This window comes from Qipengyuania sp. NPDC077563 (genome assembly GCF_044901345.1).
Taxonomy (GTDB): domain Bacteria; phylum Pseudomonadota; class Alphaproteobacteria; order Sphingomonadales; family Sphingomonadaceae; genus Qipengyuania; species Qipengyuania aestuarii.
Genome location: NZ_JBJDPC010000003.1, coordinates 490,351 through 516,998 on the forward strand (window position 1 = coordinate 490,351; position 26,648 = coordinate 516,998).

A 26,648-nucleotide genomic window follows, 5' to 3' on the forward strand; every position below is an offset into this window, starting at 1 on the left:
ATGGCTTAGAAGCCCATTCCGCCCATGCCGCCCATGCCGCCCATGTCGGGCATTGCAGGGGCTGCCGACTTGTCTTCCGGCTTGTCGACGACAGCGGCTTCGGTCGTGATCAGCAGACCGGCAACCGAGGCGGCGTTCTGCAGTGCAGTACGCACGACCTTGGTCGGGTCGATCACACCGGCCGACACCAGGTTTTCATAGGTGTCGGTGGCGGCGTTGAAGCCCATGCTTTCGTCATTGCCGTCGAACAGCTTGCCGGCGACGACTGCGCCGTCATGGCCTGCGTTGCTGGCGATCTGACGAACCGGAGCCTGCAGCGCACGGCGGACGATGTCGATGCCGCGGGTCTGGTCGTCGTTTTCGCCGGTCAGGCCCTGGAGAGCCTTCGAAGCGTAGAGCAGCGCGGTACCGCCGCCCGGGACGATGCCTTCTTCGACTGCTGCGCGGGTTGCGTGCAGCGCATCGTCGACGCGGTCCTTGCGTTCCTTCACTTCGACTTCGGTGGCACCGCCGACCTTGATCACGGCAACACCGCCGGCGAGCTTCGCCAGACGTTCCTGCAGCTTTTCCTTGTCGTAATCGCTGCTGGTGTTGTCGATCTGCGTACGGATTTCCGAAACGCGGGCCTTGATGTCGTCTTCCGAGCCGGCACCGTCGACAATGGTGGTGTTGTCCTTGTCGATGGTGACGCGCTTGGCTTCACCGAGCATGCCCAGCGTGACGTTTTCCAGCTTGATGCCGAGATCTTCGCTGATCATTTCGCCCTGCGTCAGGATCGCGATGTCCTGCAGCATGGCCTTGCGGCGATCGCCGAAGCCAGGAGCCTTGACCGCAGCAACCTTGAGGCCGCCGCGCAGCTTGTTGACCACGAGGGTGGCCAGCGCTTCGCCTTCGATGTCTTCCGCGATGATCAGCAGCGGACGGCCCGACTGGACAGCCGCTTCCAGAACCGGGAGCATCGCCTGCAGGTTCGAGAGCTTCTTCTCGTGGATCAGGATGTACGGGTTTTCGAGTTCGACCGTCATCTTGTCCGGGTTGGTGATGAAGTACGGGCTGAGGTAGCCGCGGTCGAACTGCATGCCTTCGACGGTCTCGAGCTCGAATTCGAGGCCCTTCGATTCGTCGACGGTGATCACGCCTTCCTTGCCGACCTTTTCCATGGCTTCGGCGATCTTTTCGCCGACTTCACGGTCGCCATTGGCCGAGATGATGCCGACCTGAGCGATTTCGCCCGAGCCCGACACGTCCTTCGAACGGCCCTTGAGGTCCGCAACGACCTTTTCGACAGCGAGGTCGATGCCGCGCTTGAGGTCCATCGGGTTCATGCCGGCGGCAACCGACTTCATGCCTTCGGTGACGATCGACTGACCGAGCACGGTGGCGGTGGTGGTGCCGTCACCGGCGGCGTCGTTCGACTTCGAAGCGACTTCCTTGAGCATCTGCGCGCCCATGTTCTCGAACTTGTCTTTCAGTTCGATTTCCTTGGCGACGGTGACGCCGTCCTTGGTGATGCGCGGTGCGCCGAAGCTCTTGTCGATCACGACGTTGCGGCCCTTGGGGCCCAGCGTGACCTTCACGGCGTTGGCGAGAATGTCGACACCGCGCTGAATGCCTTCGCGCGCGTCGCGGCTGAATTTTACGTCCTTGGCAGCCATGTTGCTGTCCTTTCCGTTCAGATTTCTAGTTGATCAGATGACTGAAGTTGACACAGTTGACAGTGTCCTGGGGGTTAAATCCCGTTCAGCCCATGATCCCCATGATGTCGCTTTCCTTCATGATGAGAAGGTCTTCGCCATCGAGCTTGATCTCGGTGCCCGACCACTTGCCGAACAATACGCGATCGCCAGCCTTCACATCGAGCGGGGTGACGGTGCCGTCTTCGGCCTTGGCGCCGGCGCCAACAGCGACGATTTCGCCTTCGCTGGGCTTTTCCTTGGCGCTGTCGGGAATGATGATACCGCCAGCGGTCTTTTCTTCGGCTTCGATGCGGCGAACGAGCACGCGGTCGTGAAGCGGACGAAATGCCATAGTGATGACCTTTCTATTCGAGAGTGAAAATGATGGTTGGCACTCACTGGTCTGGAGTGCCAGCACGGCGCATTTGGGATCGAGCGCGGATTGAGTCAACGGGCCGAAGCGAAAAAAATTCGTCCGATCGGATGGGCCGTGGCGCGGGCTGGCCAGAGCGAGGCAAATTGGCTATCGGGCCGCGCAAATCCGCCAGTGGCGACGACTTTCTGGAGCGTATTGATGAAGACCGACAAGACCGTTTCGGCCCTGACCATTCCCGAACAGGTGCTGGTGTGGCTGCAGCTGCACATGATGGAGATTGCCGGCGCCTTCGCCGTGCTGATCATCGGCCTGCTGGCGGCCAAGATCCTGTCGAGCTGGGTGGAACGCGCGCTGACCCGCTCGCCCCGTTTCGATCCGACCGTGGCGCAGTTCCTGTCGAACCTCGTCAAATATGCGCTGTGGGCGCTGGTCATAGTGACCGTGCTGACCCAGTTCGGGGTGGAGACCACCAGCATCCTCGCCGCGCTGGGCGGCATGGCGCTGGCCGTGGGGTTGGCGCTGCAGGGCACGCTCAGCAATGTGGCATCGGGCGTAATGATCCTGGTCCAGCGCCCCTTCAAGGTGGGCGAGGCGATTTCGGCCGGTTCGGTCACCGGCACGGTCCAGCAGATCGGCCTGTTCACCACCGAGCTGAAGCAGTTCGACGGCCTGTTCGTGATGGTCCCCAATTCCGAATTGTGGAACCAGGCGATCGTCAATTTCCATCGCCATCCGATCCGCCGGTTCGAGCTGATCGTGGGCATCGGCTATAACGACAGCATGGAGCAGGCGCGGACGGAATTGCTGGCCATGGCCGCGGCGGACGAGCGCGTGCTGGCCGATCCGGAACCGGTGGCCTTCGTCGCCTCGCTGGACGACAGTTCGGTCGGCATCGGGCTGCGCGTCTGGTGCACCACCGGCGATTATCTAGGCCTGGGCTGGGACCTGACCGAAAAGGTCAAGGCGCGCTTCGACGATGTCGGCATCTCGATCCCCTTCCCGCAGCGCGAGGTTACCCAGCGCGCCGCCTGAGGCGCGCGCGGATACGTCAGGGGCGCGTGGTGAGGCCGAGCCGGTCGCGCAGCGCCCACCGCCAGGTCAGCAGCAGGGCCGCGACCGAGAGGCCGGTCGCCAGCCCGATCCACACGCCGACGCCTTCGAGGCTGGTGTAGAAGCCGAGCCAGAGCGACATGCCGATGCCCGGCACCCAATAGGCGAATGCGGCCATCCACATCGGTACGCGCGTATCCTGCAATCCGCGCAGCGCCCCGGCGGCGACGGCCTGCATCCCGTCGACCAGCTGGAAAGCGGCGGCGATGACGATATATTTGAGCGCGAAGCCAACCAGCACGGCGTTCTTGGGATCCCAGGGATCGATATAGATCGCCAGCAGCGGCTTGGGGATCGCGATCATGGCAATCGCCGTCAGCGCCATGAAGCCGGTGCCCACCGCAATCGCGGTCCAGCCCGCGCGCTTCATCCCGTCGCGATTGCGCGAGCCATAGAAATAGCCCACCCGGATGGTGGCCGCCTGGCCCACGCCGAAGGGGACCTGGAAGGCGAGCGCGGCGATCTGCAGCGCGACCGTGTGTGCGGCCAGCTGGCTGGCACCGATATTGCCCATCAGGAACGCCGCCACGCCGAAGATGCCGGCCTCCGCCGTGATGGTCAGCGCGATGGGCGTGCCGATGCGCGCGATGTGCCAGAACCGCGGCCAGTCGGGCGACCACCAGCGGCCGAAAATGCGATAGCGGTGGAGCCGCGGGTCGAGCCGGATGACGAGAACATAGGCCGCCAGCGTCGTCAGCGTGGTGATGATCGTGGCCACCGCCGCGCCGCGCAGGCCCAGCTCGGGCGCACCGAAATTGCCGAAGATGAAGCTGTAGTTCGCCGCCGCATTGACGAAGATGCCGCCTGCCGTGATCGCCGTCGCCAGGATCGGACGGTCGAGCGTGGAGACGAAATTGCGCAGCACGTTGCAGAACAGCATCGGCACCAGCGAGAGGACCAGCACGGTATTGTATTCGAGCGCCATGGCGGTGATCTCCGCCTCTTGCCCGGTGGCGCGCATCAGCGGGCCGAGCAGGAGGCACAGGCCGATCCCCCCGATCCCCGATGCCAGCGCGAGCCATAGCGCCATGCGCACCGAACGGCGCACCGGGCGCAGGGCAGGCGCACGCTCGCCCAGCTCGGCGGCTGCCACCGGCGCCACGGCCCCGGTCAGGCCAGACAGCGCCCACATCACCAGCCCGAACAGCGCGATCGCCAGCGCCGAGGCGGCCAGCTGGCTTTCCCCAAGCCGGGCGATGAAGATCACGTCCACGGCATAGGTCAGCATCTGCAGCAGATTGGCAGCCGCCAGCGGCCAGCTCAGCCGGAATGTCGCGCGAAGTTCGTCGCGCCAGCCATCGCTGCGGTCGGGCAGGGGCATGGGGGCAGGGATGTCTGTCATTTCGGCAGGCCCCGCGCAGGCGGAGCGGAGGGCCGGATAGAAGGGTTTGCCCGAAACCTCAAATGGCTTGTATCCGGCCAGCCTTGCCAGCGGGAATAGATGAGTTTATTACAATATGCTTACTTAGGGATTACCCGTAGACAGTCGTTCCACATTCCTTCAAAAAGACGAAGTATTCGATGGGCGGGTCAAGCAAAGGAATTCCAATTTAATGACGGCTCAGCCAAAAAGAATGTTCGATCGGCGAGAACCGCGGCTCGTGCTGCAGTTGAGGACAGGTGTTGGACAGGCTGGCAGGGCGTTCGATGCGGAAATCATGAATATTTCCACTGGCGGGATGCTGGTCAGGACCAGTTCGGACATTTCGCAAAACGATCCCATCCAGGTCGTTCTTCCGCAGAGCGGGGCGGTCGGTGCCCGGGTTGTCTGGTCGGCGGAGGATTTTTACGGTTGCTCTTTCGATACGCCGATTTCGGAAGACGAGCTGGACAGCGTGCGCGATGCCGCCCGTTTCCACAGCCCGTTCCGGGAGGCTTACGGCGTCGATCACGAAACCCTCGGCGCGCGGATCAAGCGCCTGCGTACCGCCTCGGGCTTCACGATGGTCGAACTGGCGCAGAAGGTGGGCGTCAGCAAGCCGACGCTGTGGAAGTGGGAAGGCGACCAGGTTCGCCCGCGCCACGAAACCATGGGTATTCTCGCCCAGCAACTCGGTGTCGGCGAACTCGAACTGGTCTACGGCGCCCCGCGGCTGGGCGAAGAAGTGGCCAGCCTGGAGGGCGACGAAGAGCAGGGCTCGCTGGCGGATATCGTGCGGGCCAGTCGCAAGCGCATCGCCGAAGCGGCGGGCGTGGATGAAGTGAGCGTCGATATCCATATCAACTGGGGCAACGAATAATTTCGCGGGCCTGATCGCGCGGTCACAAGAGCGCGCTTCAGGCCCACGAAAGCTAACCGGCCTACTATCGCTTGCAACGTCCACGACATTGCAGGATGATTTCGCATGCGCTTTATCCGTTCGTTTTCGGCAATCCTCGTGCTGGCCGGCTTCGTGCCCGGTGCTGCAATGGCGCAGGAAGTCTATGGCGGCGTCTATGTCCACGCGGTCGACACGCCGTTCACCTTCGACACGAACGAGGGCGGGACAGATGTCCAGGCCGGTCTTCGCTTCGACGAGATCGGCGCGCTGGGCGGGATGCAGCCCTATGTCTTCGGCTCGGTAAACCTGTCGGGCGATACCAGCTTCGTCGGCGCGGGCGTGAGCTGGAAGGCGGAAATGGGCAAAGTCTACCTCCGCCCCGGCGTGGGACTTGTCGTGCACGATGCGCCGGAATTGCGGGTCGATCCCGCCACCGGCATTCGTACCGATCTCGGCAGCCGGGTGCTGTTCGAGCCGGAAATCGCCTTGGGCTACGATATCTCCGACCGGTTTTCGATCGAGGCGAGCTGGGTCCACATCAGCAATGCGCGGCTGTTCAACAGCGAGCAGAATCCCGGCATCGACACGATGGGCGTTCGGGTAAACCTGAAATTGTAGGCCTTCGCGCGGTAGACTAATCGCCGCGTCGGCGCTTGTCCGAGCTTCTGCGATACCGGTAATAGTAGGTGTAGGCTTTTTTCCTGGACCGGCGACGAGGCCGTCCGGTGAGGATGTCGAAAGCGTAGACCGGCCAGTTGGCTGCGATGGCAAGGGCTCGCGCGCCAAGACTCATCACGTCAATAAAGACAAATAACGGAAAAAGCGGGAAAAGCAGAACGTATCGGTCGATTGTCTGTGAGCAGAAGGACCGCGGGAAGATACGAACGAAAAGAACAGCTCCAAGGAATGTCGCGATGAGATATCCTGCGATAAGGAAGAACAAATACATGATGCCTCCTTCTCGTGGCACGACCGCGTTCTGGCAAAGAACGGTCCTGTCAAGGAACGTTCTGCAAATAAGGATTAATACTTTTGGGGTAGGGTGCCAATAGTTGTAAGCGGTTAAAAGATGCAAGCACGTAATGAAAAAGGGCGGCGCCTTTCGGCACCGCCCTTCGTCTGATCTCTCGAGGAGAGATCGAAGCGTAAGCATATCCCACCGGGGCGGGAATAAGGCTTACTTGAGTTCGACGGTACCGCCGGCTGCTTCGATCTTGCTCTTGATTTCTTCGGCTTCAGCCTTGTTGACGCCTTCCTTGAGGGCCTTCGGTGCGCCTTCGACGAGAGCCTTGGCTTCGGTGAGGCCGAGACCGGTGATGGCGCGGACTTCCTTGATGACCTGGATCTTCTTGCCACCGTCGCCGGTGAGAACGACGTCGAATTCGTCCTTTTCTTCAGCAGCTTCAGCAGCGCCGCCAGCGGCGGGGCCAGCAACGGCAACAGCAGCAGCGGCGCTCACGCCCCACTCTTCTTCCAGTGCCTTGGCAAGCTCGGCGGCTTCCATGACGGTCAGCTTCGACAGTTCTTCAACAAGCTTGGCGATATCAGCCATGATGTTTCACTCCAATAATATGTGGCCGGGGCGTGGGTTGGAAAAATGCCCCGATGAATAGGTGTTCTGTGCTCGAACCTGCTCTTACGCGGCTTCCTTGGCGCCATAGGCGCCAACCACGCGTGCGAGCATCGAAGTGGGTTCCTTGATGGTCCGGACAACCTTGGTTGCCGGCGCATTGAGGAGGCCCACGATCGTGCCGCGAAGTTCGTCGAGGCTCGGCATCGAGGCCAGCGACCTCACACCTGCTTCGTCGAGCTTCTGCGCGCCCATCGATCCGCCGACGATTTCGATCTTGTCGGTGGTCTTGGCGAACTCCACCACGGCCTTGGCCGCGGCAACCGGGTCCTCGGAATAACCGAGAGCGGTCGGACCAGTCAGGAATTCAGCGATTCCTTCGTAGTCGGTGTCCTTCAGGGCGAGCTTGGCGAGACGGTTCTTCGCAACCTGATAGGACGCACCGGCTTCACGCATCTTCGTACGCAATTCGGTCGACTGGGCGACCGTAAGGCCCAGGTTGCGGGTCACGACGACCACGCCAGCCTGGTTGAAGACTTCGCTGAGCTGGGCGACCGCGTCGGTTTTCTGCGAACGATCCATGCCATACTCCTTCACTATGACCGACCGGAATGGCTCCCGGACGATCGGCTACGTTTGTCCATGCCGGCAATGCGACACGGGCGAGTCCGTTGAGGGGGAAGGAGTGCGCCACCATAGTGCATGGAGACTGGCGCGAACGGCGATGCAGGACACCGCCGGAAAATCTCTGTCCCCGTCTAGGCCGGAAATTAAGACCGGGCAGATCCCGGTCACCAGCTGTCTCGGACGGATGCGCGGGCGAGAATCGAAAAGACCCGCCTGTGCGGGGCGGGCCTTTAAAGCTTCCTGCGCCCGCGTCAAGTGCGGGCGCATGAGGCAAAGTTGCTTACATCGCGGTTTCGTCGCGTTCCATCATGGGGTCGCCGACCGGTTCGGGACCGGTTGCCTCGGTATCGGTTTCGACTTCGGTTTCCAGCATGCCGTCGGTGGCCGGATTTTCACCATCGATGGCGTCATCGCTCGACGGAGCGGTTACCGCATCGCCCTGCATATCGGCAGTGTCTGAGCCATCGATCGGTTCACCGCAGGCGCCGAGGGTGAGCGCAAGAGGCAGGGCGAGGGCAAGAGCGGGCTTCATGTGAATTCTCCTAATTGGCTTATTCCAAGAACGGGCCCGAATGCCGAGCGTTCCGCAACGAAAAAGGCCCGGTGCGAACACCGGGCCTTTCGTCAATCCATCGGGCCGCGCTGGCGGCCGGAGAAGATTATTCTGCTGCCGGAGCGGTTTCGTCCATGGCCGGAGCTTCTTCAGCCATCGGGTCAGCGGCGGTTTCGTCGGCCATCATGGTGTCGTCGGTCGCCATAGTGTCGTCAGCCATCGGTGCTTCGACAGGAGCGGTTTCAACAACCGTGGTTTCTTCTTCAACCGGCGTTTCTTCAGCGGTTTCGCCGCAAGCAGCGAGGGTCAGCACAACGGGAAGAGCTGCAACGAGAGCGATTTTCTTCATGATTCGTATTCCTGCGCCATGATTGGCGTGGCCTTAAAATAGCCTTATTCTCGTCAAGTAAAAGACACATTTTGCATTGGGTGCATTTTCATGCGTGCCGGGCGGAGTCACGCTGTGAGAGGGCGTGGTTCGGCGGGACGCTTCTGCATGCTGCGCTTGTCCATCCACCCTGCCACTCGCACCATGGCTGACGGGACGATGGAGACGATAAGACCAACCACGACAGCGTCGATTGCCAGGGTCAACCACAATTCCGTTCCCATACTGCCGACGGCGGTCTGATTGAGATGCTGATGCAGGAGGCTAGCGGGAACACGTGCCAGTAACAGGAGTGGCAGTGCGAGAAAATAGAGCAAGCCGAGCCGTCGCGCCGATGCGATAGGTCCGCTAATCCTGCCGTCGGTCGCAGCGGCTACGACCCAGGCGATGAGCAGAGGTTCCAGGAGCTGCTGGCCCAGCCCCACGGCGGCGCGGAACGTATCGACATGCTCTTCGGTAATGAGGGAGCGTGCATAGAATAGCGCTGCAAAAACGACCAATGAGTAGGCGAAATACGGGAGGTAGCGGAGGCCTGCTTAGCCCAGAGGCGCAAGGCTACGGTCACTGCGCTGGGAGATGAAATACCGGATGACGAAGAAGGCCCCGACATAGATCGATGCCATCTTCACCCAGCCGAAGGCCATTCGCAGCCCGTCATCTGCGACGGCGCGCCCCATCTCCTGGCTTTCGAACATGCCGATACGCACTTCGACGATATGCTGCGCAAACTCCCAGCCGATGATTGCGGCAAATAGCCAGGGTAGGGCCTTTATCGCGCGCAGACTGTCGACATAGGTCCCGCCGAGGTCGGTGAAGAAACGTTTTATCCAGATCATTTTTAATCCTCCCTATATTTAAGCAAGTCCCCCGGCTGGCATTCCAGTTCGCGGCAGATGGCTTCGAGTGTCGAAAAGCGGATCGCCTTGGCCTTGCCTGTTTTCAGGATCGAAAGGTTGGCGAGTGTGAGCCCGATGCGTTCGGACAGTTCGGTCAGCGTCATGCCGCGATCCTGCAGCAGCTCGTCCAAACGGACAGCGATTGCGCTGGTGTCCTCGGTAGGCATCAGACGGTGCCTTCCAGGTCTTCGCGCATGGCGGCGCCTTCGCGGAAAACCTTGGCCAGAAGGAACAGCAGAAGAACCGCGAACCATCCGGTGAGCGAGAAGGTCCAGCCGAAATATTCGCCGCTGGCCGCGCTCGCCCAGACCGATATTTGTCCGAATATGAGGTCAAGGATGTTCACGCCCAGAAGCGCCCAGCCTACTGCCTTGAGCCGGCGTGCATTCTGCTCGCTGAAAGCCTGCCCGATGGCCGCGTCACGGAGCAGGGCGATCAGGCGGGTGAAGATCACATGGATGCAGATCGCAGCCGGCACCACGATAGCGCAGACCGAGACAAGCCATGTCCATACCGCCCGGACTGCCTCTTGTCCGCGGACCTCGAACGCTTGCGTAATTGCCGGATAGAAATGCTCGCTCGCCAATAGCAGCGCAGCGAGAAGTAGAGTGAACAAGACTGCGCCAATCCAGTTCAGCCAGTTCGCGATGCGAAATATCCAGATTGTCGTTCGGAACACGAGCATATCTCCTTTATCGATATTCGATATGGAGAGATTCGTTCTTATCGTCAATCGATAATATCGAAAAACGATATGTGGCTCGGAATCGCGCTCCTTGACCCTGTCGGGCGCGCATCCTATATGCCTTCTCGACCGCACGCTTCGAGCGAGTCTGATTCATGCGCGGGGATCGGACACAGGATGGAAGCGGCGTTTCCATATCGCGACGCTTTTCATGAGCTGCAGCTGCCGCCGCTAAGGGTGTGCATTCGCTGCGGCCTTTTTGCGTCTCACGATACGGCTCTCACGCGCATGAGACATCAAATTTCGCTCCTGTCCGCGTCAATGGACATTGCGGAGCTGGCACACGAGAAGAGGTAATTACCCCTTATGGCTACCAAGGCGAAGGCCCCCCGCAGCACGGCTTCGGGTACCGCAAAGCGGCGTATCCGCAAGATCTTCGGCGACATCCACGAAGTCGTCGACATGCCCAACCTGATCGAGGTCCAGCGCGAGAGCTACGAACAGTTCCTGCGGTCCGACAAGGACAAGGGCCATGTCTCGGGTCTTGAAAAGACGCTGCGCTCGGTCTTCCCGCTGCGCGATTTTGCCGGCACTGCCGAACTCGACTTCGTGCATTACGAACTCGAGCCGCCGAAATACGACATCGTCGAATGCCGCCAACGCGGGATTACCTATGCCGCGCCGATGAAGGTCACGCTGCGCCTGATCGTCTTCGAAGTCGACCAGGAAACCGAAACCCGCTCCGTCCTCGATATCAAGGAGCAGGACGTTTACATGGGCGACATGCCGCTCATGACGGACAACGGCACCTTCATCATCAATGGTACCGAGCGTGTCATCGTTTCGCAGATGCACCGTTCGCCGGGTGTCCTGTTCGACCATGACCGCGGCAAGACCCACTCCTCGGGCAAGCTCCTCTTCGCGGCCCGCATCATTCCGTACCGCGGCAGCTGGCTCGACTTCGAATTCGACGCCAAGGACGTGGTCAACGTGCGTATCGACCGCAAGCGCAAGCTGCCGGTCACCGCGCTGCTCTACTCGCTCGGCCTCGATGCCGAGGACATTCTCTCGCACTTCTACGACAAGGTCGAATGGAAGCGCGCCAAGGATGGCTGGGAACTGCCCTTCGTCGCTGAAAACTGGCGTAACCAGAAGCCGGCTTTCCCGCTGGTGGATGCCAAGACGGGCGAAGAAGTGTTCGCCGCCGGTCAGAAGATCAGCCCGCGTGCTGCCAACAAGGCGGCCAAGGATGGTCTGGAAACCCTGCTGCTGCCGACCGAGGAAATCTTCGGCCGCTATGCCAGCGAAGACCTGATCGACGAAAGCACGGGCCGCATCTACATCGAAGCCGGTGACGAAGTCTCGGCAGAGAACCTCGAAGTGCTCGACGCTGCCGGTGTCGACAGCCTGACGCTGCTCGACATCGATCACGTGAACACGGGTCCGTGGATCCGCAACACGATGAAGGTCGACAAGGCCGAGAACCGCGACGAGGGCCTGGAAGCGATCTACAAGGTCATGCGTCCCGGCGAACCGCCGACCAAGGAAACCGCAGAAGCTCTGTTCGAAGGCCTGTTCTTCGATGCCGAGCGCTATGACCTGTCGGCCGTGGGCCGCGTCAAGCTCAACATGCGTCTCGAGCTCGATGCCGAAGACACCGTCACCACGCTGCGCAAGGAAGACATCCTGGCCGTGGTCAAGGAGCTGGTCGACCTGAAGGACGGCAAGGGCGAAGTCGACGACATCGACAACCTCGGCAACCGCCGCGTGCGTTCGGTGGGTGAGCTGCTGGAAAACCAGTACCGCGTCGGCCTGCTGCGCATGGAACGCGCGGTGAAGGAGCGCATGAGCTCGGTTGACGTGTCGACCGTGATGCCGAACGACCTCATCAACGCCAAGCCCGCCGTGGCTGCCGTGCGCGAGTTCTTCGGCTCCAGCCAGCTCTCGCAGTTCATGGACCAGACCAACCCGCTGTCGGAAGTCACCCACAAGCGCCGCGTTTCGGCGCTTGGCCCGGGCGGTCTTACGCGTGAGCGCGCCGGCTTCGAAGTCCGCGACGTTCACCCGACGCACTATGGCCGTATCTGCCCGATCGAAACGCCGGAAGGCCCGAACATCGGTCTGATCAACTCGCTGTCGACCTTCGCCCGCGTCAACAAGTATGGCTTCATCGAGACGCCGTACCGCAAGGTGAAGGATAACAAGGTCACCGACGAGGTCATCTACCTCTCGGCGATGGAAGAGCAGAAGCACACCGTCGCGCAGGCTTCGGCCGAACTCGACGAAAACGGCGGCTTCGTGGAAGAGCTGGTCTCGGCGCGTCAGAGCGGCGACAACCTGATGGCTCCGCGCGAAACCATCACGCTGATGGACGTCAGCCCGAAGCAGCTCGTCTCGGTCGGTGCCTCGCTCATTCCGTTCCTGGAAAACGATGACGCCAACCGCGCGCTGATGGGCGCCAACATGCAGCGCCAGGCCGTTCCGCTCGTCAAGGCGGAAGCGCCCTGGGTCGGCACCGGCATGGAAGAAACCGTTGCGCGCGATTCGGGCGCGGCCATCACCGCCAAGCGCGGCGGCGTGGTCGACCAGGTCGACGCAACCCGTATCGTCATCCGCGCGATCGGCGATGTGGAACCCGGCCAGTCGGGCGTCGACATCTACACGCTGCAGAAGTTCCAGCGTTCGAACCAGGATACCTGCATCAACCAGCGTCCGCTGGTGAAGGTCGGCGAGACGATCGAAGCCGGCGACATCATTGCCGACGGTCCCTCGACCGATCTGGGCGAACTGGCACTGGGCCGTAACACGCTCGTCGCCTTCATGCCCTGGAACGGCTACAACTACGAGGATAGTATCCTCATCTCCGAGCGTATCGTGAAGGACGACGTCTTCACCTCGATCCACATCGAGGAATTCGAAGTCATGGCGCGTGACACCAAGCTCGGGCCCGAGGACATCACCCGCGACATCCCGAACGTCGGCGAGGAAGCGCTCCGCAACCTCGACGAAGCGGGCATCGTCTACATCGGTGCCGAAGTGCACCCGGGCGATATCCTGGCCGGCAAGATCACGCCGAAGGGCGAAAGCCCGATGACGCCGGAAGAAAAGCTTCTGCGCGCCATCTTCGGTGAAAAGGCCAGCGACGTGCGCGACACCTCGCTCCGTCTGCCGCCGGGCGTTGCCGGGACCGTCGTCGAAGTCCGTGTCTTCAACCGTCACGGTATCGAGATCGACGATCGTACGCGCGCCATCCAGAACGAGGAAATCGAACGCCTCCGCAAGGACGCTGCCGACGAACGCGCCATTCTGAACCGTGCCACTTACAACCGCCTGCGCGACATGCTCGAAGGGCAGACGGCTTCGGCTGCGCCCAAGGGCGTGAAGAAGGGTACCGAGATCACGGAAGAAGTGCTCGACAGCATCGATCGTCACGAGTGGTTCAAGTTCGCGGTTGCGGACGACAATCGCCAGCAGCAGATCGAAGCGGTCAAGTCGCAGTACGACGAGAGCGTGAAGGTCATCGACGACAAGTTCGAAGACCGGAAGGAAAAGCTCGAGCGCGGTGACGAGCTCGCTCCGGGCGTGCTCAAGATGGTCAAGGTCTTCGTGGCGGTGAAGCGCAAGCTGCAGCCGGGCGACAAGATGGCCGGCCGTCACGGTAACAAGGGTGTGATTTCGCGCATCCTGCCGGTCGAGGACATGCCGTTCCTCGAAGACGGTACGCCGGTCGACATCGTGCTGAACCCGCTGGGCGTTCCCAGCCGCATGAACGTCGGGCAGATCTTCGAAACGCATCTCGGCATGGCTGCCCGTAACCTGGGCATGCAGATCGGCGAGCAGCTCGAAGACTGGAAGAAGGCCAATCCGAACGCTTCGGAAGATTACGCCAATGCGAAGCCGCCCGAAGCGGTGATCGAGCGTCTGAACGAAGTCTATGGCGACCGTTATGCCGAAGACCTGAAGAGCCGTTCGACCGAGGAAATCGTAGAGCTGGCCGGTAACCTGCGCTACGGCGTCCCGATGGGCACCCCGGTGTTCGACGGCGCCCGCGAAGGCGACGTGACCGTGGAACTGGAAAAGGCCGGCCTCGATGCAGACGGCCAGTCGGTCCTCTTCGATGGCCGCACCGGTGAAGCGTTCGACCGCAAGGTGACCGTGGGCATCATCTACATGCTCAAGCTGCACCACTTGGTCGACGACAAGATCCACGCCCGTTCGATCGGCCCCTACAGCCTCGTCACCCAGCAGCCGCTGGGCGGTAAGGCGCAGTTCGGCGGCCAGCGCTTCGGTGAGATGGAGGTCTGGGCACTCCAGGCCTACGGTGCAGCCTACACGCTGCAGGAAATCCTCACCGTGAAGTCGGACGACGTGATCGGCCGGACCAAGGTCTACGAAGCCATCGTCAAGGGTGACGATACCTTCGAAGCCGGCATTCCGGAGAGCTTCAACGTGCTCGTCAAGGAAATGCGCAGCCTGGGTCTCAATGTCGAACTCAAGTCGCTTGCCGACGACGAGGACGACGACGGCCTCGCGATCGCGGCGGAATAGGGGAGCACATCGCTCCCCACCGCTCCTCCGCCTGTTAGAATTATCCCTTAGGGAATTAAGTCATGAACGAACTGACCAAATTCACCAACCAGCTCGCGAAGCCCGAAACCTTCGACGAGATCCAGATCGGCATCGCCAGCCCCGAGCGCATCCGCTCGTGGTCCTTCGGCGAAATCAAGAAGCCGGAAACGATCAACTACCGCACGTTCAAGCCCGAACGTGACGGCCTGTTCTGTGCGCGCATCTTCGGTCCGGTGAAGGACTACGAATGCCTGTGCGGCAAGTACAAGCGCATGAAGTACAAGGGCGTCGTCTGCGAAAAGTGCGGCGTCGAAGTCACTGTGACCAAGGTCCGCCGTGAACGCATGGGCCACATAGAACTGGCTGCTCCGGTCGCGCACATCTGGTTCCTGAAGTCGCTGCCGTCGCGCATCGGCCTGCTGCTCGACATGCAGCTCAAGCAGCTCGAACGCGTGCTCTACTTCGAAAGCTACATCGTGACCGAGCCCGGCTTGACCGCGCTCGAGAAGAACCAGCTGCTGACCGAAGACGAGATGCTCGAAGCGCAGGACGAGTACGGCGAAGATGCCTTCTCGGCCGACATCGGTGCATCCGCGGTCAAGACCATGCTCATGGATCTCGATCTCGAGCAGGAAAAGGAAGACCTGCTGGAAGAGCTGGCGACCACCAAGTCGAAGCTCAAGCCCGCCAAGATCATCAAGCGCCTGAAGGTCGTCGAAAGCTTCATCGAAAGCGGCAACCGTCCCGAATGGATGATCCTCGAAGTCGTGCCGGTCATTCCGCCCGAACTGCGCCCGCTGGTGCCGCTGGACGGTGGCCGTTTCGCGACGTCGGATCTCAACGACCTCTATCGCCGCGTCATCAACCGTAACAACCGCCTGAAGCGCCTGATGGAGCTGCGCGCACCGGACATCATCGTCCGCAACGAAAAGCGCATGCTGCAGGAAGCTGTCGATGCATTGTTCGACAACGGCCGCCGCGGCCGCGTGATCACCGGTGCGAACAAGCGTCCGCTCAAGTCGCTGTCCGACATGCTCAAGGGCAAGCAGGGCCGCTTCCGTCAGAACCTTCTGGGTAAGCGCGTCGACTATTCGGGCCGTTCGGTCATCGTGACCGGTCCGGAACTCAAGCTGCACCAGTGCGGCCTGCCCAAGAAGATGGCGCTCGAACTGTTCAAGCCGTTCATCTACGCCCGCCTCGACGCCAAGGGTCTTTCCATGACCCTGAAGCAGGCGAAGAAGTGGGTCGAGAAGGAACGCAAGGAAGTCTGGGACATCCTCGACGAAGTCATTCGCGAGCACCCGGTTCTCTTGAACCGCGCCCCGACGCTTCACCGTCTCGGCATCCAGGCGTTCGAACCCGTGCTGATCGAAGGTAAGGCGATCCAGCTTCACCCGCTGGTCTGCGCCGCCTTCAACGCCGACTTCGACGGCGACCAGATGGCCGTCCACGTTCCGCTCAGCCTCGAAGCGCAGCTGGAAGCGCGCGTGCTGATGATGTCGACCAACAACATCCTCTCGCCCGCCAACGGCAAGCCGATCATCGTCCCTTCGCAGGACATGGTGCTGGGTCTCTATTACCTGTCGATGGAACGCCAGGAAAAGACGCCCGAATACATGGACGGCGACGACGGCGAGAAGCACGAGATTCTGCCGATGTTCAGCGACATGGCCGAAGTGCATCACGCACTGGAAAACAAGGATGTAACGCTGCACTCGAAGATCATGGCCCGCGTCCCGCAAGCGGACGAAAAGGGCAAGGTCGAGATGAAGCGTTTCGTCACCACCCCGGGCCGCATGCTGATCGGCGAATGTCTGCCGAAGAACCACAAGGTTCCCTTCGACATCGTCAACCGCCTGCTGACGAAGAAGGACATCGCCGACGTGATCGACGAAGTCTATCGTCACACCGGCCAGAAAGACACGGTGCTGTTCGCCGACGCCATCATGGTGCTGGGCTTCCGCTACGCGTTCAAGGCCGGCATCTCCTTCGGCAAGGACGACATGATCATCCCCGACAGCAAGGCGGGTATGGTCGAGTCCACGAAGGCGCTGGTTGCTGACTACGAGCAGCAGTACCAGGACGGTCTCATCACCCAGCAGGAAAAGTACAACAAGGTCATCGACGCCTGGAGCCAGTGCGGCGACAAGGTGGCCGACGCCATGATGGAAGAGATCCGCTCGCAGCCGGTCGACAAGGACGGCAAGGAAGCGCAGATCAATTCGATCTACATGATGAGCCACTCCGGTGCGCGTGGTAGCCCGGCCCAGATGAAGCAGCTGGCCGGTATGCGCGGGCTGATGGCCAAGCCGTCGGGCGAGATCATCGAGAACCCGATCATCTCGAACTTCAAGGAAGGCCTGAACGTCCTCGAATACTTCAACTCCACCCACGGCGCCCGTAAGGGTCTCGCGGATACGGCGTTGAAGACGGCGAACTCGGGTTACCTGACCCGCCGTCTGGTCGACGTGTCGCAGGACTGCGTCATCGTTGAAGAGGACTGCAAGACCGACAATGCGCTCGAAATGCGTGCCATCGTGCAGGGCGGTAGCGTCATCGCCTCGCTCGGCGAGCGTATCCTCGGCCGCACCACGGCCGAAGACATCGTCAATGCCGCTACCGGCGAAGTAATCGTCAAGGCTGGCACGCTGATCGACGAACCGATGGTCAAGGTCATCGAGGACGCCGAGACGCAGGTCGCCAAGATCCGCTCGCCGCTGGTCTGCGAAGCCAAGCAGGGCGTTTGCGCCACCTGCTACGGCCGTGACCTTGCTCGCGGTACGCCGGTGAACATCGGTGAAGCTGTCGGCGTCATCGCCGCACAGTCGATCGGTGAACCCGGCACGCAGCTGACCATGCGTACCTTCCACATCGGCGGTGCTGCACAGCTCAACGAGACCTCGCATCTCGAAGCCGTGTCGGACGGTAAGGTCGAATATCGTGACATGCCGACCATCACCGACAAGAAGGGCCGTATCCTCTCGCTCGCCCGCAACGGCGAACTGGCCGTGATCGATAAGGAAGGCCGCGAACGCGAAATCCACAAGGTGCCTTACGGTACCGTGCTGATGCACAAGGATGGCGGCAAGGTGAAGGAAGGCGATCGTCTGGCAGAATGGGATCCGTTCTCCCTGCCGATCATCACCGAACAGTCGGGTGTGGTTCGCTTCCAGGATCTCGTCGACACGCAGACGATGGAAGAACGCGTCGACGATGCCACCGGTATCGCCCAGCGTGTGGTCACCGAAATCCGCAGCGGCGGACGCGCGAAGAAGGACGATCTTCGTCCGCGCCTCACGCTGTTCAACGATGCCGGGGACGACAGCGAAGCTGCGCGTTACATGCTGGCGCCGGGTACGGTGCTGTCAGTCGAGGACGGTCAGGAAGTGCAGGCAGGTGACATCCTCGCCCGCGCTTCGCGTGAAGCCGCCAAGACGCGCGACATCACCGGTGGTCTGCCGCGCGTTGCCGAACTGTTCGAGGCCCGCGTGCCGAAGGACAATTCGATCATCGCCAAGATTTCGGGCAAGATCGAATTCGTTCGCGAATACAAGGCGAAGCGCAAGATCGCGATCGTTCCGGAGGAAGGTGATCCGGTAGAGTACCTGATCCCCAAGACCAAGATCATCGACGTCCAGGAAGGCGACTTCGTCAAGAAGGGCGACACCCTGATCTCGGGTTCGCCGAACCCGCACGACATTCTCGAAGTCCTCGGCATCGAGGCGCTGGCGGAATATCTGTGCACGGAAATCCAGGAAGTCTACCGACTGCAGGGCGTGAAGATCAACGACAAGCACATCGAGGTGATCGTTCGCCAGATGCTGCAGAAGGTCGAGATCACCGATAGCGGCGATACCGTGCTGCTGCCGGGCGAACAGGTCGATCTGGAAGAGCTGAACGAAACCAACGCGAAGCTCGGCAAGAACAAGGAGCACGCCAAGGGCACTCCGATCCTTCTCGGCATCACCAAGGCATCGCTTCAGACGCGTTCGTTCATCTCGGCGGCGTCGTTCCAGGAAACCACCCGCGTGCTTACCCAGGCTTCGGTCGAGGGCAAGAAGGACACGCTGGTCGGTCTCAAGGAAAACGTCATCGTCGGCCGTCTCATTCCCGCCGGTACCGGTGCGGGCATGAACCGGATGCGCGTGACCGCCTCCAGCCGCGACGCTGCCCTGCGGGCACAGTGGAAGAAGGCTCAGGATGCGATAATCGCTGCCAACACCGCAGCAGAAGAGCACGAGGCGGAACTCGCACAGGGCCCCGAAGCTGCGATCGGCGACGATCCGCTGGCGAGCATGGAGGGGGAAACCCACGGCACCGATGCCGATGCGGGTGACTACCTCAATGAAGATGCGAAAGACGGCGAATAAGCCACTTCGCGATTCGCAAATAAAGATGGGCCCCGCCGGAGAAATTCGGCGGGGCTTTTTTGTTACACACCGCAGTGGTTATGAAGAAGAGCTAATAAATAAGTAGATTTCCGTAACGTCAATGGCTTATTAGGCAGAGGTGAAAAGCTCGGGCAGGGGGTCGCTTTGAAGCCAGGTCATCCAAATTGTATTTCCACGCCGGCAGGGCAGTTCGCCTTGCGTCGCCGGTTGGGCGATCTGAAGCGTGGCTTGGGTATCCTGCTCGTACCTTCCCTAGTGACCATCCTCGTCGTCACCAAGGTGTTCTACGATCCGGCCAATGGGCCCTACCTGCTGGTCCTTGCCGCGATCCAGATCGCGCTAGTGGCGCTGTCGGTGTTCCTGGCCCGCAATTTCGACCCGGCAAACGCCCCTTGGCAGGCGCTGTATCGCCGCTGGAAACTGGTTGTCGCCGCACAATTCGCCACCAGCATCGGCTGGATGATCCTGTTTCCCTATCTGGCGATCATTGCCGATCCGATCGATATCACCTTCCTCGGGATCGCAGGGACGGCGATCTATTGCAGCGTGCTGATGGCTTATCGCAGTAGCCCGGGTGTCGGCATTTTCCATATCCTCGGCATGTCGGTCGGTCTGGCCTCAACTACCTTGGCGGTGGCGGGTCTGGATGGCTGGCCGTCGCTGACGTTGCTCACATCCTTCGGGATCGTGTTGATGATCACTCTGATCAATCAGGAGCGCAGCTTTCGCCAGTCCGTCCGCAGCGAATTCCGGCGCCGTGAAAACGAGGCAATGATCAGAGTGCTGCTGGACGATTACGAGGAGCAATCCTCGGATAGCCTCTGGATGATCGGACCGAACGGAAATCTGCGCGACGTCAGTGAGCGATTTGCAGCTCTGATCGGGATCGAGCGTGAAAAATTGGAAGGGCTCGCGTTTCTCGAGCTTTTCAAGCCCAGCAAGGAGCGCGACATACTTGCGCAGCGTCTTTCGAACCAAGAGCCTTTCCGGGATCTGATGGTCGGCCTCATGATCGACGGAAACCTCAGGTACTGGCGACTGTCTGCACGGCCCCGCGATGGTGGCGCAGGCATGGCTGGTGTCGCTAGGGACGTGACGAGCGCACGGCTTGTCGAAGAACGGGTCGCCTTCATGGCCCATTACGACAGTCTGACCGGAGTGGCCAATCGCCACCTCTTCAATGAAAGGCTTCGCGGGAAGGAAAAGGAAGGCACCTCTGCTGTCTTCGATGCGGCAGTTTTCTATATCGACCTCGACGATTTCAAGGCGGTCAACGATGCCCGTGGCCACGCCTTGGGTGATGCGTTGCTGCGCGAGGCGGCAGCAAGGCTGGAGCAGGAGGTGCGCAAGGAGGATCTGGTGGCGCGGCTTGGCGGGGACGAATTTGCCGTCCTCATCAACACGCGGTCGGGGGACGGTCTGCTGCTTGAACGCGCGCATCGTTTTCTCTCCGTCATGCGCGCGCCCTTCGTCATCGATGGCCAGCGTCATCGCATATCGGCCAGCGTCGGAATCGCGCGCTCTCTCGACGGAGATTGCGACGCCGACGAGCTGATGCGCCGTGCCGATCTGGCGCTTCACATGGCGAAGAAGAAGGGCCGCGATGACCTGGCGCTTTTCGATCCGAGCTTCGACAGAGCGGCCCGCGAGCGCCGCGAGATCGAGATGGATCTGGGCGAAGCGCTCAACCGGGGGCAGATGTATCTCGACTACCAGCCCGTAGCCGATCTCAGAACCGGAGAAATCACGGCCTACGAAGCCTTGCTGCGCTGGCGTCATCCGCAGCGCGGGATAATTGCGCCAAACGAATTTCTGCCATTCGCCGAGGAAACGGGCCAGATCCTGTCTTTCGGTGACTGGGTTATCCAGCAGGCACTTTTCGATGCCTCGAGAGCATCTGGCGATTTTCGCATAGCGATCAACCTGTCGCCCACTCAGGTCAAAACACCGGGCATCGTGGGTACGGTCGCACAGGCCATCGATATGACACATATCGCTCCTGAGCGCGTGGAGCTGGAAATCACCGAGCATGTCCTGATGGACGAGGACCACAAGAGCCTGACGAACCTGATGGCCTTGCGCGATCTAGGTGTGAAGATCGCGATCGACGACTTCGGCACCGGCTTCTCCTCGCTCAGCTATTTGCGCCGCTTTCCGTTCGATCGGCTCAAGATCGATCGCACGTTCGTGACCGATGTCGTGCAGGACATCGCCAGCCAGGCGATCGTATCGAGCATCACCCGCCTTGCCGACGCATTCGGCGTGGCAGTGACAGCAGAAGGGATCGAGTCGCCCGATCAGCTGGACATGTTGCGCAAGCTGGGCGCCGACGAGGCGCAGGGGTTCCTGATTGCTGAGCCGTCCTCGCCAGAATGCATGCCCATTCCCTTGCTGGCCCCGGACGGTGGAGAGGCATCCCCCAGCGAATATCTCGGCACGGAGTTTCTGGAGTATCGCCGCAAGCGCCAGAAAGTGACGGCCTCTGCGCGGGCGCGGACGCAGGAAGCCTTGCGCACAGGCTGACGTCCGCGCTCACGATCGGGATCCGTGTCGGACCGCTCGCCATATCCTGCGCCTTGCGCTATCGGCTGCGGCCATGACTACCATTACGCGTTTTGCGCCGTCGCCCACCGGCCATCTTCATGTCGGAAATATCCGTACCGCGCTCCACAACTGGCTGTTGGCGCGTCAGGCAGGCGGCAGGTTCATCCTTCGGATAGATGACACGGATGCACAGCGCAGCCGGGAGGAATATGTCGATGGTATCCGCAAGGATCTCGCCTGGCTCGGTATCGAACCGGATGCGGAAGAGCGGCAATCGCTGCGGCTCGACAAATATGAGGCGGCATTCGAGGCGCTGAAGCGGGCTGGTCGGGTTTACCCGGCTTACGAGACGGCACAGGAGCTCGAACTCAAGCGCAAGATCCGTTTGGGACGTGGTCTGCCGCCGATCTATGACCGTGCGGCGCTCGATTTCAGCGCAGAGGACCGGGCAGCCAAAGAGGCGGAGGGCATCGCTCCGCATTGGCGATTCAAGCTTGACCACGATGAAGCCATTCGCTGGAACGATCGCATTCGCGGCGCGCAGAAATTCGATCCGTCGCAGCTGTCCGATCCGGTTGTCCGGCGGGCCGACGGCAGCTGGCTCTATATGCTTCCCAGCGCGGTCGACGATCTCGATATGGGCATCACAGATGTCCTGCGCGGGGAGGACCATGTATCCAACACCGCCGTGCAAATTCAGATGTTTACCGCACTTATTGCTGCAGCATATGGGAGCTGTGAAATGCCGCGGTTCGCGCATGAAGCCTTGCTGGTAGGAAATGAGGGGAAGCTCTCGAAACGCCTTGGCTCGCTCGGCTGCGATGCGTTTCGCGAGCGCGACATCGAGCCGGAGGCGATCGTCGCACTGCTGGCGCGGCTGGGAACGTCCCGCCCCGTCGAGGCGATCGCTGATCGCGGCGAACTGGTTGCCAGTTTCGATCTGTCGACCTTCGGGCGTGCCCCTGCACGGTTCAACGACAGCGAGCTCGATCGACTCAACGCCGCGATCCTCCACCAGATGGATTTCGCCGAGGTTGAAGACCGGCTGCCGAATGAAATGGACGCAGCCGGCTGGCATGCTGTCCGCCCAAACATCACGCATCTGAAAGAGGTGCGCGATTGGTGGCAACTGGTCACCGGTCCGATCGACCAGCCCGATTTCGAAGCGGAAGACAGGGCGTTTCTCGGTGACGCCGCAGCAGCTCTCACCTGGTCGGAAACTCCCTGGCAAGATCTGACAGCCAGGCTCAAGAAATCGACGGGGCGCAAAGGCAAAGCCCTGTTCCTGCCCCTGCGGCAGGCGCTGACGGGCAAGGACCACGGTCCGGAAATGAAAGAGCTTCTACCGCTGATCGGGGAAGAGAAGGCCCGGGAACGGTTGGAACGCTCCGCCGCCCCGCCGCGTTCATAGCCGAGGTTACCGCCCAGAAGGAGAATTGCGACGCATGGCAGGTGAGGCGCTCGTGCCTACCACACGATGGTTGGATGCGTTCAGTGCCCAGAGCGCCGGCAAGGATGTCATCGCGGGCCTCGTGCTTTCCATCCTGCTCGTGCCGCAGGCCATGGCTTATGCTCAGCTGGCTGGGCTCCCGCCGCAGATGGGCCTCTTCGCAGCGCTGACTCCTCCCGTCCTGTATTTCTTTTTCGGCACCAGCCCCTTCGTCTCCGTGGGACCGGTGGCGCTGGTATCGCTGGTGATCAGCGAAGCTGTCGGGAATGCGGCGCTCGAACCGCAGGTCGGGGCAGCAATCATCGGTATCGAGGCGGGTATCCTGCTGGTCATTCTGGGCGGCTTCGGCTTGGGGAGACTGGTCAATTTCATCAGCGAACCGGTCCTGCTGGGCTTCACTGCCGCCGCCGCGTTCCTGATTGCAGCAAGCCAGCTGCCCACTCTGCTCGGGATCGATGTCCCGCGGGCGGGGAATCTCCCTTCAGCGCTCTCTGCACTCGGGGAAGGATTGCAGCAGCTGCGTCCGGTCACCGCGGCCATCGGCGCCGGTGCGCTGGCGGCGCTGTTGCTGGCCAATCGCTATGCGCCCGTCGTTCTCTGGAAGATCGGGGTTAAACCGCCATTCCGCCTCGCCCTGGCAAAGTCGCTCCCCCTCCTCGTCATCGTGATTGCAGGCTGGATCGCCGCGACCAGCCCGGCGAAAGTGCCCACGGTAGACGCTGTGTCCGGCGGGCTGCCGCATCTCTTCAGCTCTTTTGCCGAACCTTCCGTCTGGATCGGTTTGTTGCCGAGCGGCCTGGCCGTGGCCATCATCGTTTTTGTGACTGCCACTGCCGTCGCCAAGGCGCTCGCCGGGGAAGATCGCAGCAATCTCAATACGAGCCGGGAAGCGGTGGCATTGGGTGTAGGCAATATCGCTGCCTCGCTCACCGGTGGCTATGCGGTCGGTGCCAGCCTCAGCCGGTCGGCGCTGGCCGGCGATAGCGGCGGGCGCACTCCGCTCACTTCCATCATCGCGTCGCTCGCCATTGTGGCCGTCCTTTTCCTTCTTGCTCCCCTGCTGGCCTACCTGCCGAAGACCGCGCTGGCCGCCTTGGTGATCAGTGCCGTTTTCGGTCTGATCAACCTGCGGGAAATTCGGGCGGTCTGGGACCATGACCGCGTCGAGGCGGTTATCGTCGGGGCGTCTTTCCTGTCGACATTGCTGCTCGGCGTACGGTTCGGCCTCGCCATCGGGGCGCTTCTGGGGCTCGCCTATTTCCTCTGGTTCTCCTCGGTGCCGCGCGTAACCCGGGTTGGCACGGACGACGGGGGAGCAAGCTTTCGATCGATCGAGCGCGATGCGGTCGAGCTGACCACTTTGCCGAATCTCGTGGTCAGGATCGACCGGTCAATCTATTTTGCCAATGCCGCCTATATCGAAGAAGAAGTCTTCAACCGGCTGGCCGAACATGACAGCGTAACAGGCCTAGTGCTCGATATGAGCGCGGTGAACGATATCGACGCAAGCGGTCTTTCCATGCTGAGGCGCATGGTGATGCGCCTCAAATCGATGGGCATCACTCTGCATTTCGCCGCCGTTCACGAACCGGTGGCGGAGATCTTGGAAAAGCTCGATAGCAACGTCTGCCGCTTTTACCGGACCGTGGGTCAGGCTCTCGAAGGGTGCGGCGTTCAGCTCGACGAGGATATCGCGCCGACCTGATTATTCCCCGTGCTTTTCCAGCTCGTCACCCGCCACGGTGACGACGTGCATGAGGTTGGTCGAACCGGGCGTGCCGAAAGGGACGCCGGCCAGCGCAATCAGTTTCGAACCGGCGCTGCCGAGCCCGTGACGAAGCGCCATGCGCTTGCCCTTGGCGATCATCTCTTCGAAGCTGCCGATGTCCTTGGTGGCCACTGCATGAGCGCCCCACAGCAGGCCGAGGCGGCGCGCCGTCGTCATGCTCGGCGTGAGCACCAGCATCGGCACGCTGGGCCGTTCGCGAGCCACCCGGCGGGCCGTGGAGCCGCTGCCGGTAAAGACGGTGATCGCTTCGATGGCGACTGTGTCGGCGACGGTCATGCAGGCATGCGCCAGCGCGTCGGCAGTGGTGCGATCGGGCGGCGTTTCGAGGAAGCGCACGCGGCCGAGATAGGCCTCGTCCTGCTCCACCTGCTTGGCGATGCGGTGCATGATGGTAACCGCTTCTTCGGGCCAGTCGCCCGCAGCGGTTTCCGCGCTCAGCATCACGGCGTCGGCGCCGTCATAGACCGCATTCGCCACGTCGGAGACTTCGGCCCGGGTCGGGGCCGGGCTTTCGATCATGCTTTCGAGCATCTGCGTGGCGACGATGACCGGCTTGCCGGCGGTGCGCGCCTTGTTGACAATCTGCTTCTGGAGCGGCGGAACTTCCTGCGGTTCCAGCTCGACGCCCAGATCCCCGCGCGCGACCATGATGCCGTCCGACATCTCGATGATCTCGTCGAGGCGGCGCACCGCCATCGGCTTTTCGATCTTGGCGCACAGCGCGCCCTTGCCGCCCATCAGCTTGCGCGCTTCGGCAAGGTCTTCGGGACGCTGCACGAAGCTCAGGCCGATCCAGTCGACATTCTGGTGCATCGCGAAGGCGAGATCGTTGCGGTCCTTGTCGGTCAGTGCGGGGATCGGGACTTCGGCATCGGGCACGTTGACGCCCTTGCGATCGGAAATGACGCCGCCGACTTCGGCCGAGCAAAGGATTTCGTTCTCGTCGGCGCGGATGACCTTAAGCCGGATCTTGCCATCGTTGATAAGCAGGCGCTGGCCCTTCTCGAGCAGGCCGAACAGTTCGGGATGCGGCAGCTGGACGCGGGTTTCATCGCCCGGCTCGGGATTGCGATCGAGCGTGAAATGGCCAGAATGCCGGATCACCGCCTGACCATCCTTGAACTTGCCGACGCGTAGCTTGGGGCCCTGAAGATCGGCGAGGATGGCGATCGGACGATGGAAATCCTTTTCCATCTGGCGGATCGCCTTGATCGTCTGTTCGTGATCGCCATGTTCGCCGTGGCTCATATTGACGCGGAAGGCGTCTACTCCGGCCTTGAACAGCCGGGCGAGCATTTCGGGAGACCGGCTGGCGGGGCCGACAGTGGCGAGGATTTTGACCTTGCGGCCTCTCGGATCGAGCTTTTGCATGAACAACGCCTATGGCAGAGCCGTGTGGCAACTCAAGGACAAGCTTTCGATGGATACGAATACAGACACACTCGACCAACTTCCCGATGACGTAGCGGCGGCGGCCTTCCGGCGCCTGGTCCGCCATTTGCAGCATCGCCACGATGCGCAGAATATCGACCTGATGGGTCTATCGGGTTTCTGTCGCAATTGTCTGGCCGACTGGATCCTCGATGCAGGCTACGACGGCGACAAGGCCGCCGCGCGCGAAGTGATCCACGGAATGCCGCAGGACGAATGGAAGGCGACCCGCCAGACCCCCGCGACCGACGAACAGCTCGCGCGGATGAAGGAAAGCGTCGCGAAAAATCGGGTGGAGTAACCACAAGCGCCTTCACCCGGGCCGGGTGGGT

General features: G+C 61.5%; 22 protein-coding genes. 9 read left to right on the forward strand and 13 right to left on the reverse strand.

The genetic code is table 11. The features are described from left to right. Positions 1-5: 5 nt before the first annotated feature. Entirely contained in the window at positions 6-1,655 is a 1,650-nt protein-coding gene (gene groL / locus ACI2I1_RS13550) for a chaperonin GroEL (RefSeq protein ID WP_221543570.1), read from the reverse strand. Between the two features lie 85 nt (positions 1,656-1,740). Further along, a complete protein-coding gene (gene groES, locus ACI2I1_RS13555; RefSeq protein WP_221543569.1) occupies positions 1,741-2,028 on the reverse strand; it encodes a co-chaperone GroES in 288 nt (95 codons plus the stop codon). A 222-nt stretch (positions 2,029-2,250) separates the two neighbouring features. On the opposite strand from groES, the gene ACI2I1_RS13560 reads away from it, so the two are divergent. Then, the gene (locus ACI2I1_RS13560; RefSeq protein ID WP_404679521.1) at positions 2,251-3,084 is read left to right on the forward strand and encodes a mechanosensitive ion channel family protein; all 834 of its coding nucleotides are present in this window, start codon (positions 2,251-2,253) and stop codon (positions 3,082-3,084) included. A 16-nt stretch (positions 3,085-3,100) separates the two neighbouring features. Here the strand turns inward: ACI2I1_RS13560 and ACI2I1_RS13565 are convergent, their stop codons facing one another. After that, positions 3,101-4,504: an MATE family efflux transporter gene (locus tag ACI2I1_RS13565; RefSeq protein WP_404679522.1), complete on the reverse strand. Its 1,404-nt coding sequence runs from the start codon at positions 4,502-4,504 to the stop codon at positions 3,101-3,103. Positions 4,505-4,715: 211 nt separating this feature from the next. Here ACI2I1_RS13565 and ACI2I1_RS13570 point away from each other — a divergent pair, with 211 nt between their 5' ends. Further along, complete coding sequence (locus ACI2I1_RS13570) at positions 4,716-5,402, forward strand: PilZ domain-containing protein (RefSeq protein WP_404679523.1); 687 nt, start codon at positions 4,716-4,718, stop codon at positions 5,400-5,402. Positions 5,403-5,507: 105 nt separating this feature from the next. Further along, entirely contained in the window at positions 5,508-6,041 is a 534-nt protein-coding gene (locus ACI2I1_RS13575; protein WP_404679524.1) for an acyloxyacyl hydrolase, read from the forward strand. 16 nt (positions 6,042-6,057) lie between these two features. Here ACI2I1_RS13575 and ACI2I1_RS13580 read toward each other — a convergent pair whose 3' ends face one another. The 9 genes from ACI2I1_RS13580 to ACI2I1_RS13620 form a co-directional block, all read right to left on the reverse strand. After that, positions 6,058-6,372, reverse strand: a complete 315-nt coding sequence (locus ACI2I1_RS13580; RefSeq protein ID WP_404679525.1) for a hypothetical protein — start codon at positions 6,370-6,372, stop codon at positions 6,058-6,060. A 228-nt stretch (positions 6,373-6,600) separates the two neighbouring features. Then, complete coding sequence (gene rplL / locus ACI2I1_RS13585) at positions 6,601-6,975, reverse strand: 50S ribosomal protein L7/L12 (RefSeq protein ID WP_224812989.1); 375 nt, start codon at positions 6,973-6,975, stop codon at positions 6,601-6,603. Between the two features lie 84 nt (positions 6,976-7,059). After that, entirely contained in the window at positions 7,060-7,575 is a 516-nt protein-coding gene (gene rplJ / locus ACI2I1_RS13590) for a 50S ribosomal protein L10 (RefSeq protein ID WP_404679526.1), read from the reverse strand. Positions 7,576-7,900: 325 nt separating this feature from the next. Further along, positions 7,901-8,152 carry a hypothetical protein gene (locus ACI2I1_RS13595; RefSeq protein ID WP_404679527.1) on the reverse strand — a complete coding sequence of 84 codons (252 nt, stop codon included), beginning with the start codon at positions 8,150-8,152 and terminating at the stop codon, positions 7,901-7,903. Positions 8,153-8,279: 127 nt separating this feature from the next. Continuing rightward, the gene (locus ACI2I1_RS13600) at positions 8,280-8,522 is read right to left on the reverse strand and encodes a hypothetical protein (RefSeq protein WP_404679528.1); all 243 of its coding nucleotides are present in this window, start codon (positions 8,520-8,522) and stop codon (positions 8,280-8,282) included. A gap of 107 nt (positions 8,523-8,629) precedes the next feature. Next, positions 8,630-9,061, reverse strand: a complete 432-nt coding sequence (locus tag ACI2I1_RS13605) for a hypothetical protein (RefSeq protein ID WP_404679529.1) — start codon at positions 9,059-9,061, stop codon at positions 8,630-8,632. A gap of 36 nt (positions 9,062-9,097) precedes the next feature. Continuing rightward, positions 9,098-9,397, reverse strand: coding sequence for a hypothetical protein (locus ACI2I1_RS13610; RefSeq protein ID WP_404679530.1), 300 nt, complete (start codon positions 9,395-9,397; stop codon positions 9,098-9,100). 2 nt (positions 9,398-9,399) lie between these two features. Then, positions 9,400-9,624, reverse strand: a complete 225-nt coding sequence (locus ACI2I1_RS13615; RefSeq protein WP_404679531.1) for a helix-turn-helix domain-containing protein — start codon at positions 9,622-9,624, stop codon at positions 9,400-9,402. Next, complete coding sequence (locus ACI2I1_RS13620; protein WP_404679532.1) at positions 9,624-10,136, reverse strand: DUF2975 domain-containing protein; 513 nt, start codon at positions 10,134-10,136, stop codon at positions 9,624-9,626. The genes ACI2I1_RS13615 and ACI2I1_RS13620 overlap by 1 nt, the downstream gene beginning before the upstream one ends. A gap of 372 nt (positions 10,137-10,508) precedes the next feature. Here ACI2I1_RS13620 and rpoB point away from each other — a divergent pair, with 372 nt between their 5' ends. The 5 genes from rpoB (at position 10,509) to ACI2I1_RS13645 (ending at position 24,801) form a co-directional block, all read left to right on the forward strand. Beyond that, positions 10,509-14,690 carry a DNA-directed RNA polymerase subunit beta gene (rpoB, locus tag ACI2I1_RS13625; RefSeq protein ID WP_404679533.1) on the forward strand — a complete coding sequence of 1,394 codons (4,182 nt, stop codon included), beginning with the start codon at positions 10,509-10,511 and terminating at the stop codon, positions 14,688-14,690. A gap of 62 nt (positions 14,691-14,752) precedes the next feature. Beyond that, complete coding sequence (rpoC, locus tag ACI2I1_RS13630; protein ID WP_404679534.1) at positions 14,753-19,081, forward strand: DNA-directed RNA polymerase subunit beta'; 4,329 nt, start codon at positions 14,753-14,755, stop codon at positions 19,079-19,081. Positions 19,082-19,309: 228 nt separating this feature from the next. Beyond that, on the forward strand, positions 19,310-21,625 hold the full coding sequence (locus ACI2I1_RS13635) for a putative bifunctional diguanylate cyclase/phosphodiesterase (protein WP_404679535.1): 2,316 nt from the start codon (positions 19,310-19,312) through the stop codon (positions 21,623-21,625). Positions 21,626-21,698: 73 nt separating this feature from the next. Further along, a complete protein-coding gene (gene gltX / locus ACI2I1_RS13640) occupies positions 21,699-23,057 on the forward strand; it encodes a glutamate--tRNA ligase (protein WP_404679536.1) in 1,359 nt (452 codons plus the stop codon). A gap of 34 nt (positions 23,058-23,091) precedes the next feature. After that, on the forward strand, positions 23,092-24,801 hold the full coding sequence (locus ACI2I1_RS13645) for a SulP family inorganic anion transporter (protein WP_404679537.1): 1,710 nt from the start codon (positions 23,092-23,094) through the stop codon (positions 24,799-24,801). Here the strand turns inward: ACI2I1_RS13645 and pyk are convergent, their stop codons facing one another. Next, positions 24,802-26,256 carry a pyruvate kinase gene (gene pyk, locus ACI2I1_RS13650; RefSeq protein ID WP_404679538.1) on the reverse strand — a complete coding sequence of 485 codons (1,455 nt, stop codon included), beginning with the start codon at positions 26,254-26,256 and terminating at the stop codon, positions 24,802-24,804. Between the two features lie 49 nt (positions 26,257-26,305). On the opposite strand from pyk, the gene ACI2I1_RS13655 reads away from it, so the two are divergent. Beyond that, positions 26,306-26,617, forward strand: a complete 312-nt coding sequence (locus tag ACI2I1_RS13655; protein ID WP_404679667.1) for a DUF1244 domain-containing protein — start codon at positions 26,306-26,308, stop codon at positions 26,615-26,617. The last annotated feature ends 31 nt before the right edge of the window (positions 26,618-26,648 follow it).